Source organism: Roseiarcus fermentans (assembly GCF_003315135.1).
GTDB lineage: Bacteria > Pseudomonadota > Alphaproteobacteria > Rhizobiales > Beijerinckiaceae > Roseiarcus > Roseiarcus fermentans.
In genome coordinates this window covers 15,187-28,123 of the sequence record NZ_QNRK01000026.1, presented here as the reverse complement: position 1 = coordinate 28,123, position 12,937 = coordinate 15,187, and the positions used below count along the sequence as shown (strand labels likewise).

11 protein-coding genes are annotated in these 12,937 nt (G+C 68.7%); 4 read left to right on the top strand and 7 right to left on the bottom strand.

What is annotated here, in order from left to right; genetic code table 11:
* Window positions 1-29: 29 nt before the first annotated feature.
* Window positions 30-848 carry a pyrroline-5-carboxylate reductase gene (gene proC, locus DFR50_RS20950; protein ID WP_113891218.1) on the bottom strand — a complete coding sequence of 273 codons (819 nt, stop codon included), beginning with the start codon at window positions 846-848 and terminating at the stop codon, window positions 30-32.
* A gap of 274 nt (window positions 849-1,122) precedes the next feature.
* Here proC and DFR50_RS20945 point away from each other — a divergent pair, with 274 nt between their 5' ends.
* A complete protein-coding gene (locus tag DFR50_RS20945) occupies window positions 1,123-1,761 on the top strand; it encodes a L,D-transpeptidase (protein ID WP_245428012.1) in 639 nt (212 codons plus the stop codon).
* 1,374 nt (window positions 1,762-3,135) lie between these two features.
* Window positions 3,136-4,887, top strand: a complete 1,752-nt coding sequence (locus DFR50_RS20940; protein WP_113891217.1) for an MOSC and FAD-binding oxidoreductase domain-containing protein — start codon at window positions 3,136-3,138, stop codon at window positions 4,885-4,887.
* A gap of 113 nt (window positions 4,888-5,000) precedes the next feature.
* Here the strand turns inward: DFR50_RS20940 and DFR50_RS20935 are convergent, their stop codons facing one another.
* Window positions 5,001-5,486 (bottom strand): YaiI/YqxD family protein, encoded by a 486-nt coding sequence (locus tag DFR50_RS20935; RefSeq protein ID WP_113891216.1) that lies wholly within the window; start codon window positions 5,484-5,486, stop codon window positions 5,001-5,003.
* 610 nt (window positions 5,487-6,096) lie between these two features.
* Complete coding sequence (locus DFR50_RS20930; protein ID WP_113891215.1) at window positions 6,097-6,792, bottom strand: Crp/Fnr family transcriptional regulator; 696 nt, start codon at window positions 6,790-6,792, stop codon at window positions 6,097-6,099.
* Between the two features lie 184 nt (window positions 6,793-6,976).
* Here DFR50_RS20930 and DFR50_RS20925 point away from each other — a divergent pair, with 184 nt between their 5' ends.
* Entirely contained in the window at window positions 6,977-9,004 is a 2,028-nt protein-coding gene (locus DFR50_RS20925) for an NHL repeat-containing protein (protein ID WP_147262832.1), read from the top strand.
* Window positions 9,005-9,343: 339 nt separating this feature from the next.
* Here DFR50_RS20925 and DFR50_RS20920 read toward each other — a convergent pair whose 3' ends face one another.
* The 4 genes from DFR50_RS20920 to DFR50_RS20905 form a co-directional block, all read right to left on the bottom strand.
* Window positions 9,344-10,828 (bottom strand): AMP nucleosidase, encoded by a 1,485-nt coding sequence (locus DFR50_RS20920; protein WP_113891213.1) that lies wholly within the window; start codon window positions 10,826-10,828, stop codon window positions 9,344-9,346.
* A 20-nt stretch (window positions 10,829-10,848) separates the two neighbouring features.
* Window positions 10,849-11,202, bottom strand: a complete 354-nt coding sequence (locus DFR50_RS20915) for a RidA family protein (RefSeq protein ID WP_113891212.1) — start codon at window positions 11,200-11,202, stop codon at window positions 10,849-10,851.
* A 24-nt stretch (window positions 11,203-11,226) separates the two neighbouring features.
* Window positions 11,227-11,751, bottom strand: coding sequence for a DUF1993 domain-containing protein (locus DFR50_RS20910; RefSeq protein ID WP_113891211.1), 525 nt, complete (start codon window positions 11,749-11,751; stop codon window positions 11,227-11,229).
* A gap of 77 nt (window positions 11,752-11,828) precedes the next feature.
* On the bottom strand, window positions 11,829-12,263 hold the full coding sequence (locus DFR50_RS20905; protein WP_210208990.1) for a GFA family protein: 435 nt from the start codon (window positions 12,261-12,263) through the stop codon (window positions 11,829-11,831).
* 150 nt (window positions 12,264-12,413) lie between these two features.
* Here DFR50_RS20905 and DFR50_RS20900 point away from each other — a divergent pair, with 150 nt between their 5' ends.
* Window positions 12,414-12,845: a Fur family transcriptional regulator gene (locus tag DFR50_RS20900; protein ID WP_113891209.1), complete on the top strand. Its 432-nt coding sequence runs from the start codon at window positions 12,414-12,416 to the stop codon at window positions 12,843-12,845.
* Window positions 12,846-12,937 lie beyond the last annotated feature (92 nt).

Genomic DNA, 12,937 nt, shown 5'->3' with positions numbered 1-12,937 from the left:
TCCGGGTTCGGCCGGAGGGACGGCGGCGCCTAGCCCGCCATCTTCCCCGCCTGGGCGTGCGCCGCGCGGGCGGCCCGCTCCATCAGCGGATGGAGACCGTCGTCCGCATGCAGCACTGCGAGCGCCGCCGCGGTGGTGCCGCCAGGCGACGTGACGTTGCGGCGCAGCACCGAAGGCGGCGTTTCGCGCTCGCGGCGCATCAGTTCCCCGGCGCCCTCGACGGTGCCGCGCGCGAGGCTCATCGCCAGGTCCGGGGCCAGGCCGAGCGCTTCGGCGGCCTTGGCCAGAGCCTCGGTGAGGGCGAACACATAGGCCGGACCGCCGCCCGAGATCGCCGTCACCACGTCGATCGCCCCCTCCTCGTCGAGCCAGTGGAAGACGCCGACGGCGCCGAGCAGCCGCTCGGTCCATCGTCGCTGCTCGTCCGTGACCTCGGGGCTCGGGTACGCCGCGGTCACCCCTCGCCCGATCGCCGCCGGCGTATTGGGCATGGCGCGCACGACCGACCGGACGCCCGGGAACCGCTCGCGGAGATTGGCGATCGTCTTGCCGGCGAGGATCGACAGGACGAGCGTGTCCGCGCCGGCCAGCGGGACGACCTGCGGCGCGACGGCGTCGAGGGCCTGGGGCTTGATCGCGAGCGCGAGCACGTCCGCCCCGCGCGGTTCGGGCGGGTTCAGCGCCGCGCCGGTATCGGCGGCGAGCCGGGCGATGGCGTCGGACGGATTCGGCTCGAGGATGGTCAGGGACGAGGCCGGCAGGCCGCCGGCGAGCCAGCCGGCCGCCATGGCGCCGCCCATCTTGCCCGCCCCCACCAGGACGAGTCGCTCGGGCCAGTCTTTCGTCATCGTCGTCCTCTCTCGGCTTCGCGGGTTTCTGGAACCTCCTATCAATCTTTCGCGTTATGCGAAGCAGCTTTTGCTGGACCGTCAGGGTCGGTCCGCTTCTCCCGCAAGCGTTCGCAGGAAGCGTGGCGCCATGACATCACGGCGGAAAAAGCGCGGAAATGTGATGGATTCGGCCTAGCCAAGCCGGGCGGTTTTGGTTAAGGCCGGTTTGAGCGCAGGGGCGTGGTAACTTTCGCTAAACCGTTTCCATTTACGGTAAGCGAAGCGTTAATCGATGGCGAACGGGGTCGGCATGAAGACGAACGGGCTCTTTCTGTGTGCGGCGCTGGGGATCGCCGCCTTGGCGAGCGGCTGCCAGTCGGTGCTGCAATCGGGCCTCCCCGACCCGAAGCTGAGCGACCGCGACCGGCAGATGATGGCGCTCGCCGAGCCGGACGAGAAGAACATCCCGGTCGTGCGCAACATCGTCGAGTACCAGACGAAAGAGAAGCCCGGCACGATCATCGTCGATTCCGGACCGAAGTACCTCTATTACGTCCTGCCCAACAACCAGGCGATCCAGTACCGGGTGGCGACCGGCTCCGAGGCCGCCGGCTGGACCGGGCGCGCGACCGTCGGCGCGATGAAGGAATGGCCGACCTGGATGCCGACCGCTTCGATCATGGAGCGCTGGCCACAATTTCAGGTCTACAAGCAGCACGGGCCGCTCGAGGGCCGCTGGGACAACCCGCTCGGCGCCCGCGCGCTCTATCTGTTCCAGGGCAACACCGATACGCTCTATCGCATCCACGGCACCAACGAGCCGTCGGAGATCGGGCAGGCCGTGTCGTCGGGCTGCATCCGCATGCGCGACCTCGATGTGATCGACCTCTACAACCGCGTCCATGTCGGCACGCCGGTGGTGGTGCTGTAGGCGCCGTCGCAACCCGCGGGCGGCCTTGCTGGATCCGGCAAGGCGGCCCTCGCCGAGCCGGTTTCGAGCCTTTTCAACGCTTTGCAGCGGATTTTCCGGGCGAGAGTCCCTTCTGAGACGCGCTCGGGGAGCGACGTCATTGGGGACCGAAGGCGGCGCCATTCCGCCGGACGCTTCGTCGCTGGGCCCATCACACAGGCGGCCGCGAAAGCGGCGGTCCGCTCCGGTCGTCGCTGTGGCGGAACGTGATCCTCGGGCAAAGCGCGAGGGTCCGAACCGGGTCCAGTCATTTCCGGGCCGGTTTCGAGCCTTTTCAGCGCCTTGCAGAAGAATTTCCGGGCGACCGCGACGCCCCGCGTCGTCATGTCGGCGATCCCCCCGGCCTCGTCGTCCTTCCGGCACGCGCGGGAGGGCGTCGAACCAGGACGACGCCCAATCAGGGCAGAGCCGGCGTCTCGCGTTTTGTGGCTTTTCAAGACGTTGCGCGCGGATAAGGTTCCCATCGTAACTCCCAAGCCGGTGGCCAACAGCGCCGTCATCGCGAGCGAAGCGAAGCGATCCAGGGCCGCTGGGCCGCTGTCGCGCCCTCTGGTCGTCCAGCCGCCCTTGGTTGCGAGCAGAAGACGGAGCGATTTTTTCCGCAGGAGGCAAGCGGCGGCATGGGTTGCTTCGTCGCTTTGCTCCTCGCAATGACGGGGTTGGGAGCTACTTCCCATCGCGACACCCAAGCCCGGCGTACCAGCGGCGGTCACGGCGCTCAACGGGAGCGGCGGCGTCTCGCCGCCGGGGTGCGCGAGACGCGCACCCTCCCAGGGCGCGCGCCAAGGCTCGGCAGTTCCTTCCCATCGTAACTCGCGAGCTGGTTGTGTGCGAGGAGCGGACAGGGCGCGCCCCGGGAGGGGCGGCGTCCCGCCGCCCGGGTGCGCGAGACGCGCCGCGTATCCGGCGGAAGCCGCAGAAAAGGCTGTGCTCAGGCATGGTTGCGTCATGTGCGGAGGATACCGGTTTTTCGTAAAATCTGCAATATAAGATTCTCATGCTTCAGTTTTCCAGCTAAGTCTCGCCCGTAGGGCGTATCGAGGCGCCTGTGCAGGGGCTCGCGCTGCGCTTCCCTCGTCCGATGGGGTTCGGCCGTTCCCGTCTTCGATCGACTCCCGCTGCGGCGAAGGCGGCGACGCCGCATGCCGGGAAGGAGCAGGATCGCACCATAGTGTCGACAAGCCGATCGTCTAATGTGTGGCTGAGGCCTGCGCGATCGCCGGAACGGCCGCCTGCACAAGGGCCGAACGAGGCTGCCGCGCACGCGACGACGGTCGGGATTGCTCGTCGCCGGGCGTATGCTCCGGCGTCGGGCGCGAGCTACAGGCTGACGCCATGGCGAAACTGCTGTCGGTCAATGTCGGCCTGCCGCGCGATGTTGCGTGGAGAGGCATGACGGTGCGCACCGGCGTCTGGAAAGCGCCAGCGCCCGGACGTCGTCGTGTCGGTCGGTTGACTGTCGAGGGAGACGGTCAGGGGGATCTCGCCGGGCACGGCGGCGAGCATCGCGCGGCGCTGGTCTATCAGATCGAGTCCTACCGCTTCTGGCAGGGGGAGCTCGCTCGGTCCGACTTCGTCTACGGGCAGTTCGGCGAGAACTTCACCGTTGAAGACTTGCCCGACGACGGCGTCTGCATCGGCGATCGCTATGCGATCGGGAGCGCCGTGTTCGAGGTCGCGGCGCCCAGGGTCACCTGCTATCGCGTCGGCATTCGCATGAACGAGCCGCGCATGCCGGCGCTGCTCACGTCCAGCGGGCGGCCGGGATTCTATTTCCGTGTCGTGAAGGAGGGGGAGGTCGGCGCCGGCGACGCGATCGTGAAAGTCGCGGAGGGCGAGACGCGGATGTCGATAGCCGAGGTCAACGCGCTGCTCTATTCCCCTCGACATCCGCGCGACCGGCTGGAACGCGCGGCGCAGACGCCTGCGCTCTCGCCCGGCTGGCGCGCGTCGTTCGTCAAGTTGCTGAACAGTCGGTCGGACGGCAATGCCGGACTGGCGCCCGCGTCGGCCGGTCGCCCGGCCGCGCCCGGCTTCCGGCCGCTGACGGTGATGGCGATCGAGCGGGAATCGGCCGACGTCGTGTCGCTGACGCTGCACGGGCGCCCCGGCGAACCGCTGCCGCAGGCGCTGCCCGGCCAGTACGTCGTGCTGCGCCTTCGACCGCGCGTCGGCGGCGCGCCGCTCACTCGCAGCTACTCGCTGTCGGGGCCCGTCTCGACGGATCGCTATCGGATCAGCGTGAAGATCGAGCCCAACGGCGTGGGGGGCGCGTATCTCGGGGACCAGGTGCGGGCAGGCGACAGCGTCGAAGTCAGCGCGCCGCGCGGGACCTTCATCCTGCAGCCGGGCGAAGGGCCGATTGCGCTTCTCAGCGCCGGGGTCGGAGCGACGCCGGTCCTGGCGATGCTTCACGCCCTCGCGTCGGCGGGTTCGAGCCGTCCCGTGCTGTGGCTGCACGCCGCACGCGACGGAAAGCACTTTCCGTTCGCTGCCGAAGTTCGAAGCCTTCTCTCGCGTCTGGCGCACGGCCGCAGCTACGTCTGCTTCAGCCGGCCCGAGGCCGACGACCGGCTCGGAGCGGACTTCGACGCCGCGGGCCATCTCTCCTCCTCGGCGTTCGAGACAGTCGGTCTGACGCCGGACGCCGACGTCTACCTGTGCGGTCCGGGCCGTTTCATGGCGGACATGAGGGCGGCGCTGTCGCAGTTCGGAGTTCGCCCGGACCGCGTTCGGCTTGAGACCTTCGACGGCGGCGAATCGCTGACGCCGGGCGTCGTCGGCGCTGTGAGGAAGTCTCCGCATCCGCCGCCGGCGGGCTTCGAAACCGGTCCCCTCGTCTCGTTCGCGCGCAGCGGCGTAGCCGCCCGCTGGAATCCGTCGGCCTACGCAAGCGTCCTCGAACTGGCCGAGGCGTGCGACGTCCCGGCGCGCTGGGCGTGTCGAACCGGCGTCTGCCACACCTGCGAGAGCGGTCTCGTCTCGGGCGAGGTCGACTACCAGCCTCGGCCGCTCGACCTGCCGGCGCCCGGCAACCTTCTGATCTGCTGTTCGCGCCCGGTCGGCGACGTCGTTGTCGATCTTTGAGGACGGGTGGCGACGACCGCGGATCGATCGGACAGCCCGGCGGGCCGGGGAGCGCCGGGCTTCTCGTTCGCCGTCCGGACCCGCCGGCGCAATCGCAGCGCCGGCGGACGGCGTCATGAGCGACGCGTCATCGCCGAACGCCTCAGTCGCACGACCGCGTTGTCGAGCGCACTCAGGAAATGGGAACGATCGCGCTGGCCGAAGGCCTTGGGCCCCGATGTCGTCTGCCCGGTCGAGCGCAGGTGGTCCATCAGGTCGCGCGTCGCCAGCGCCATGCCGATCGAGCTTTCGCTGAAGCGCTTTCCGTTCGGCGCCAAGACGTCGGCGCCCGCTTTCACGCATCGGCTCGCCAGCGGAACGTCGGAGGTGACGACGATCGCGTCCGCCCCGGCCCGCTCGGCGATCCAGTCGTCCGCGGCGTCCGGTCCCGTTCCGACCACCACCCGCTCGATATCCGGCGCACGCGGGACCGCGATCGGGCTGTTTGCGACAACGAAAACCGTCAGCCCGTAACGGGCCGCGACACGGTAGACCTCGTCCTTCACCGGACAGGCGTCGGCGTCGACGAAGATGCGCAACTTTGGTCCGGCCGCTTCCATGGAGGGGCTGTAGGCGATCGGTCCGACCGGATCAAATGGCGGCGCCCGGCCGCATGGCCGCGATGCGGCCGGCGCGGGCGACGACCGCCCGTCGCCCCGTCCGCCGTCAGGGGCCGCCCACGCGAACGTCGAAGCGCAGTTACTCCCAACCCCGTCATTGCGAGGAGCGAAGCGACGAAGCAACCCATGCCGCCGCTTGCCTCCTGCGGAAAAAATCGCTCCGTCTTCTGCTCGCAACGAAGGGCGGCTGGACGACCAGAAGGCGCGACAGCGGCCCAGCGGCCCTGGATCGCTTCCCCCCGGGCTCTTCGACCCGGGGGTCGCTCGCGATGACGGCGCTGTTCGCTGCCGGCTTGGGAGTTACGAAGCGCAACGACGACGCTATTACCTGGATCGTCGCCCCGACCCCGCGGGACCGCCACGTCCCGGGGCGCTGGAGCGCGCTCCCGCCGCGCTTACGGTTTCGCGTTCCGCGGCGCGCCGTCACCGAAGCCGGAGCCCGCCCTCGCGAGAGCGCCATAAACCCGCCGACGGCGGAACCGGGCGAGGGCGCGAGGCGCGGACGTTCGCCAGGCAGCCCAGCAAGAACCTGATCGCTTTCCCGTGAAGCTCATTCCTCGTCTACGAAGGCCCTCAGCGCCGCGGGGGCGCCGATCGTCATGCCTCGGTAGCCGGGCGCGATCAGCCCGCGCGCCTTGAGCCGTTGCACCATCGCGCCAGCGGAGTTGCGCGAGAGGTTGGCGGCCCCGGCAAGGTCGTGCTGCGTCACGAGAACATCAACCGGCTCGCTGTCGCGGGAACTGGCGAACCGAACTGCGCCGAGCCTCAAGAGCACCGCTGCGCAGCGCCGCTCGCTATCCCGGATCAGGAGGTCGGCGGCGACGGTCTGCGAGACGTCGCCGTAGATGATCGACAGTTGCATCAGATGCCGCCACCATTCGGGTCGCTCGACGAGCAGCGCTTTGACAGCGGCTTGAGGAACTTGCGCGAGCCAGACCGGCGTCCTGGCGTCGGCGACGAGCCGTCGGGGCCGACCGGTCAGGATGGGGACGTAGCCGAACCAAAACACCGGATGGGCAAGATGCATGAGCGGCGTGTCCGCGCGGCCGAGGATCGTTCGGATTGCGATGACGCCGCGCGCCAGCCCGATCAATTCGCCGTCGTCCTCGCCGCCCGCCTGGATCGGAGCGCCAGCGTCGAAGCGCCGCCAGTCCGAGCGCGACAGGATCGCCTGTTGGAATTCGGCGGGCGCGGCGCTGAGCCAGCCGTTGGTCTTCAGGAGTTCCATGCCCTCTTGGCGATCCATGACGAGGGCTCCTGGCAAGACGAATTGATGCGTCTGCGCCCTTGAATTACCCAATTTTGGGCGCCGCGAATACCACGCTCATGATAACGGGACTTTTCCCCAGCGCCGAACGATGGCGCGGGGTGCGGCCCAATCAGACGACGCGGACCCGTTCGAAGCGGACGCGTGACAGGCGGAGGACGCCATGACTGGACATAGGCGACGACGGTCGGCGCGCAGCGCCCTGGCCGTGGGAATTCTGGGGTTGTTTGGTTCCTCGTGCGGCGCTGCGGACGCCGCCGTTCGCATCGAGGGACAGGTTCAGATCGGCGGCGGAGCCGTCGCCGGGTCCACGGTCGGCCTCTGGGCCGCGAGCGCGAACGCGCCATCGCGACTCGCGCAGGTCACGACCGACGCCGAGGGGCGGTTTGTCGTTTCTGTCGATGCGGCGCCGAATGGCGCTTCGAGCCTTTACCTCATCGCGAGCGGCGGCGCCCCCGCCGTCGCCAAACCCGGCGGCGACAGCAAGGGACTCGAACTCCTGGCCGTCCTCGGGAGCGACCCGCCGCCCAGGGTTGTCATCAACGAACTGACGACCGTGGCGTCCGCCTTCACCAACGCCCGATTCCTCGACGGCGAGTCGATCTCCGGCAATCCGCTCGGCCTGAAGATCGCCGCCGGGAACGTGCCGAACCTCGTCGATCTCGCGACCGGCGGATGGGGCAAGGCGCTGCTCGATCCGATCAACAGCACGCAAACGACCACGCTCGCCACCTTCGACACGCTCGGCTCGCTGATCACCGCCTACGCGGTGCTCGGCGACGCGGACTGGCGCGGCCGCCTGTTCAAGGCTGCGACCCCGACCGCCGGCCCGCAGCCGAAGAACACCCTCGAGGCGATGGTCGGCGTCGCGAGGGAGTCGTGGGCGGACCCGAAGGGCCTCTTCGGGTTGTTCGCCGAAGCCTATCCTCAGCCTGCGGATGGGGCGCGCCGCGCGGCGCCGTTCCTGCCCTACCTCCTGTACGCCCCGGACGACTTTTCGCTCATGCTCGCCTTTGCCGGCGGCGGAATGTACGCGAACGGCCGCTTCATGTTCGACGCGGATGGGAACCTGTGGAGCGGGCAGAACTGGATGCCAGGCTCGCAGTCCGGGGCGGTCAACAGCATCGGCGGCGGCGTCCTCGAGATGGCGCCCAACGGAAAGCCGCTCTCGCCGCCGATCACCGGTTTCACCGGCATGGGACTCGACGGCGTCGGTTGGGGAACGGCCGTGACCAGGGACAAGGTGTGGGTGACGAGTTTCAACGGCAAGCTGCTGGTCATGGATTTCGACGGCAAGCCGGTCGCGACCGAGCAGGACCTGCCGTTCAAGCAGAAGTTGCGGGGCCTGATGGGCATAGGCGTGGCGGACAACGGCGACGTCTGGATCGCCGACGGATCGGACGATCAGCTTCTGTTCTTTCCGGAAGGCCGCATCAAGGACGGCCGGATCGTCAAGGTCGCCGGCCTCAGATCGCCTTTCGACATCGTCATCGATCCGCAAAACCGCGTCTGGGTCAGCAACGCGCAGTCGGACACGATCGTCCGGTTCCCGGCCGACGACCCGACGAAGACCGAGACCTTCCGCGCCGGCATCAGCGTCCGCGCGCTGGCGATGGATTCGAAGGCCAACGTCTGGGTGACGAGCAACATGTCGCCGGACTTTCCGATTCCCAGGATGCCGGACCACGCCTCGATCATGACGCAGTTCGAGATTCTCGGAAAGGCGCTGTTGACGTATCCGAAGCCAACCGGCGTGGTGAACCTGATCCTCCCGGACGGGACCCAGGTCGCGCCGAAGGGCTTCGACGGCGGCGGGGCGATCGACGTGCCGTGGGGCGTGAACATCGACGGCAATGACGACGTCTGGGTCGGCAATCTCGGGCCTTACCCGCTCGGGCGCAGCGTCGTGCTGATGGCCGGCGTCGACACGCAGGGGCACAAGCCGGGAACCAGGCCCGGCGACGTCCTGCATGTGTTCAAGGGCGGCAGCATCCAGATGCTGACGGACGTGGCGATCGACCCTGCCGGCGACGTCTGGGCCGCGAACAACTGGAACGATCCCGTCGCGGCGACGTCGGACAACCCCAACCGCGCCACCTCGACCTGGGGCGGCGGCTCGGGCCTGACCGTCATCTACGGTGTCGCCGCGCCGGTGAAGCCGCCCCGCATCGGCGTGACGAGGGGGTTCTGACGGAGCCGAGCGATGGATATGTGACCACGGCCGCCATCGTCACCGCCAACTGGGAGATGCCGGGAACGAAGTGCGCGGTTCCGATCGGCGGCGGCGCAGGCCCGTGAAGATCGGAAAGCTGCCGATCAGTTTCAGTCTCGCCGCCGACTACAATCTGGTGAAGACGGAATACGACGCGAACCGGCAGCGGCGCACGCAGCTGGCCTTTTATCGTCCGAAGCGGCGCTCGACGACGGTTCCGCGAGGGCGAAGTCCGAAAGACAGCCGGGACGATGTCCGAGCAGAAGGGCGGGCGCTTCGGCGGCAGAAAGCCCGCCGCCGCCGCGCTCGCGCCGCCCCTCAGCGGAACGGCGGCTCGTCGAAGCTGCGCAGCTTGCGCGAGTGCAGGCTCTCGTCGATGCTCTGGAGCAGCCCGAGCGCGGCGATGCCGATCTGCAGGTGCTCGGCGATCGCCCGCTCGTAAAAGGCGTTGGCGGCGCCGGGCAGCTTGATCTCGCCGTGCAGCGGCTTGTCGGACACGCACAACAGCGTCCCGTAGGGCACGCGCATGCGAAAACCCTGGGTGGCGATGGTCGCCGATTCCATGTCGACCGCGATGGCGCGCGAGATGTTGATCAGCCGCCGCTCCTTCGACCAGCGCAGCTCCCAGTTGCGGTCGTCGTTGGTGACGACGGTGCCGGTGCGCAGGCGCCGCTTCAGCGCCTCGCCCTTCTCGCCGGTCACCTGGGCCACCGCCTGCTGCAGGGCGACCTGCACCTCCGCGATCGCCGGGATCGGCATCATCAGCGGCACCGCGTCGTCGAGAATGTTGTCGCGTCTGAGGTAGGCGTGCGCCAGCACATAGTCGCCGATCTGTTGCGACTGGCGCAGGCCGGCGCAATGGCCGACCATCAGCCAGCAATGCGGGCGCAGCACGGCGATGTGGTCGGTGATGTTCTTGGCGTTCGCCGGCCCGACGCCGATGTTGACCAGCGTGACGCCGCGCCCGTCGGCGCGGACGAGATGGTAGGCCGGCATCTGGAACCGGTGCCAGGCCACGCCCATCGCCCGGATCTCGGCCTCCTCGGGCGTGAGCGAGCGGTCGATGGCGACGTTGCCGGGCAGCACGACCTTCTCGACCGTCGGATCGGCGTGGAGTTGCTTGAGACCCCAGTGGACGAACTGGTCGACGTAGCGGTGGTAGTTGGTCAAGAGCACCCACGGCTGCATCGAGCGCCAGTCGGAGCCGGTGTAATGCACGAGTCGGCGCAGCGAATAGTCGATCCGCGGCGCGTCGAACAGCGCCAGCGGGCGTTCGTGGTCGTGGATGAACTCGCCGTCGGCGGTCTCGTCGCCGATGGTGGCGAGCGAGGGAACCGGAAAATAGCGGGCGAGCTCGGCCGCGTCGGCGCCGCCGCGCGTCAGCTCGTCGCCGCTCTCGATCACGTAGGGGTAGGGGATCTCCTGGTCGCCGATCCCGACCTCGATGTGGGCGCCGTATTCGGACACCAGCGGCTCGAGCTGCTCGATGAGATAGGGGCGGAAGTCGGCCGGCTGCGTCACCGTGACCGAATAGACGCCGGCCTCGCTGAACTTGCCGTAAGCGCGCGGATTGACCGGCGGCGGACCGCTCGGCTCGTAGATCAGGCGCAGCTCCGGATAGCGGAACTGCGCCCGGGTCGCGGCCGAGGGCGCTTCGCCGGTCTTGAGAAAGCGCTCGACCGCCGCCCGCAGCGCCTGCGTCGCCTCCTCGTACAGCCGGACGAGGCGATCGACCGCCTCCGCCGGCGTCGCGACGCGCTCGAATGCGCTCTTGGCGATTGTCTGCGACAGGGTCTTGGCCATCCGCGCGTCCTCCGCCGCGATCAGTCGCGGGCGGCGATGCAGGCGATCTCGACGGTATAGGCGGGCGCGGCGAGCCTCGCCTCGACCGTCGCCCGCGCCGGCGTGTGGCCCGCCGGGACCCAGCCGTCCCACACGGCGTTCATCTCGGCGAAGGTCGCGATGTCGGCGAGGTAGATCGTCGCCGACACAATCTTCGTCTTGTCCGAGCCGGCCTCGGCGAGCAGGCGATCGATCGCCTCGAGGATCTCCTTCGTCTGGTCCGAGACGCTGCCGCCCTTCGCCTGGTCGGCGACCTGGCCCGCGAGATAGACCGTGTCGCCGTGGACGACGGCCTGCGACATGCGCGGGCCGGGCCGAAGTCTGTCGATGCTCATCCGGTCAACTCCTCCGTTCGCGCGTCAGACCTGCTCGACGCCCGGAACGGCGCCGAGGAAGTCGCGCTTGCCGATCTCGACCCCGGCGGCGCGCAGGAGGTCGTAGGCGGTCACCAGGTGAAAATAGAAGTTCGGCAGGACGTAGTGCATGAGATAAGTATCGCCCCTCATCTTGAATTTGTTCGGCCCGGCCGGAAACACGACGTCGCTCGCCGCGGCGGCGTCGATCGCCTGCCGGTCGAGCGTCGCGAGATAGTCGAGCGTCCGGCCGATTCTCGCGCGCAACTCGGCCAAGGTCGTCTCCGTGTCCTCGAAGACGGGCGCCGCCACGCCGACGAGGCGCGAAGGCGCGTTCTTGGCGTGGTCGCAAAAGATCTGCACCTGCCGGACGAACGGCAGCATGTCCGGGGCGAGCCGCAGGCCGAGGTAGTTGGTCGGATCGAAGTTGCGCGCCTGCGCATGCGATTCGGCCTTGTCGAGAATGACGAGGAACGCCCTGAGGGACGTTTCGAACGCGACGACGCTGGACTGGTGCAGGGAAAGGGTCATGAGCCTCGGGTTTCTGGCGTGAGGAGGATCGGTCCGCGACGCGGACCAGGCATGCATGCAGGAGGCTCGTGACGTTTTCAACTCGCCGCCGGCGGCGCCTGTCCCTCGATCAGGGGCAGGCTCGGGTCGAAGCAGGCCCAGCTCGGCGCCGACTTCGTCCAGATGACGGCGCCCGGCGGGGCGAGCTCCGGGTCGTCGAGCGTTCCTGCGCGCACGACGATCTGATGCGGGCGCGGCTCGGCTTCGCTGAACACCGGCGTGCCGCATCGCGCGCAGAAGCGGCGGTGCATGACGGAGCCGCTGTCGGCCGTGGAGACATAGTCGGTCAGCGGCCCCGAGACCGTCACCGCCTCGCTGGCGAAGATGGCGTTGACCGTCCCGCTGCCGGCCCCGAGTCTCTGGCAGACGCGGCACCAGCACTGGCGCACGCCGATCGGCGCCTCGGCTTCGATCGCGAATCGGACCGCCCCGCACAGACATCCGCCCGTAATCGCCACTGTCCGCTCCGTCATGTTCACCCGCGACCATAGGCGCAAACGCCGGATCTTGCCAACGGTCCGGAATTTGCTGCATGACAGGGGTCGCGGGGAGACGCGCCCGCCGCGCGACAAGATGTCGGGTTTGCGACACGGGGGCCACGGGCTGTAGGAAACGGTGAGGAGATGCAGGCGAGCAGCAGTCCCGAGAAACAGGCGACCGACGGATACATCCGCCGCAGGCTGACGGCTGCGGGGGTTCGCCCCACGCGTCAGCGGGTCGACCTCGGCCGCGTGATCTTCGGCGGCGGCGACTGGCACTTCACCGCGGAAACGATCTATCAGCAGACGCGCGCGATCCGCTTCGCGCCGACGCTCGGCACCATCTACAACACGCTCAACGAGTTCGCGCGCTGCGGGCTCCTGCGTGAGATCGCTATCTACGACGCTAAGCTGTGGTACGACACCAAGACCGGGCCGCACTTCCATTTCTACCGCGAGGATACCGAAGCGCTGTCCGACATCCCGGACGCGTGGCTGCCGACGATCGACATTCCGGCCCCCGAGGGCATGGAGATCACCGCCATCGACGTGATCGTGCGGCTGAAGACGATCTGAACGCGGCGGGGCCTCCGCTCCGCAGGCGGCGATATGCCGCATTGCGCCCGCCCCCGCCGCCCGGATGCTCCGATCGTCGGGCGGGATCGGTC

Bases quoted from the DNA above. Each gene is read 5' to 3' on its own strand.
- proC (WP_113891218.1), bottom strand. From the start codon at position 848: ATGACGAAAGACTGGCCCGAGCGACTCGTCCTGGTGGGGGCGGGCAAG.
- DFR50_RS20945 (WP_245428012.1), top strand. From the start codon at position 1,123: ATGGCGAACGGGGTCGGCATGAAGACGAACGGGCTCTTTCTGTGTGCG.
- DFR50_RS20940 (WP_113891217.1), top strand. From the start codon at position 3,136: ATGGCGAAACTGCTGTCGGTCAATGTCGGCCTGCCGCGCGATGTTGCG.
- DFR50_RS20935 (WP_113891216.1), bottom strand. From the start codon at position 5,486: ATGGAAGCGGCCGGACCAAAGTTGCGCATCTTCGTCGACGCCGACGCC.
- DFR50_RS20930 (WP_113891215.1), bottom strand. From the start codon at position 6,792: ATGGATCGCCAAGAGGGCATGGAACTCCTGAAGACCAACGGCTGGCTC.
- DFR50_RS20925 (WP_147262832.1), top strand. From the start codon at position 6,977: ATGACTGGACATAGGCGACGACGGTCGGCGCGCAGCGCCCTGGCCGTG.
- DFR50_RS20920 (WP_113891213.1), bottom strand. From the start codon at position 10,828: ATGGCCAAGACCCTGTCGCAGACAATCGCCAAGAGCGCATTCGAGCGC.
- DFR50_RS20915 (WP_113891212.1), bottom strand. From the start codon at position 11,202: ATGAGCATCGACAGACTTCGGCCCGGCCCGCGCATGTCGCAGGCCGTC.
- DFR50_RS20910 (WP_113891211.1), bottom strand. From the start codon at position 11,751: ATGACCCTTTCCCTGCACCAGTCCAGCGTCGTCGCGTTCGAAACGTCC.
- DFR50_RS20905 (WP_210208990.1), bottom strand. From the start codon at position 12,263: ATGACGGAGCGGACAGTGGCGATTACGGGCGGATGTCTGTGCGGGGCG.
- DFR50_RS20900 (WP_113891209.1), top strand. From the start codon at position 12,414: ATGCAGGCGAGCAGCAGTCCCGAGAAACAGGCGACCGACGGATACATC.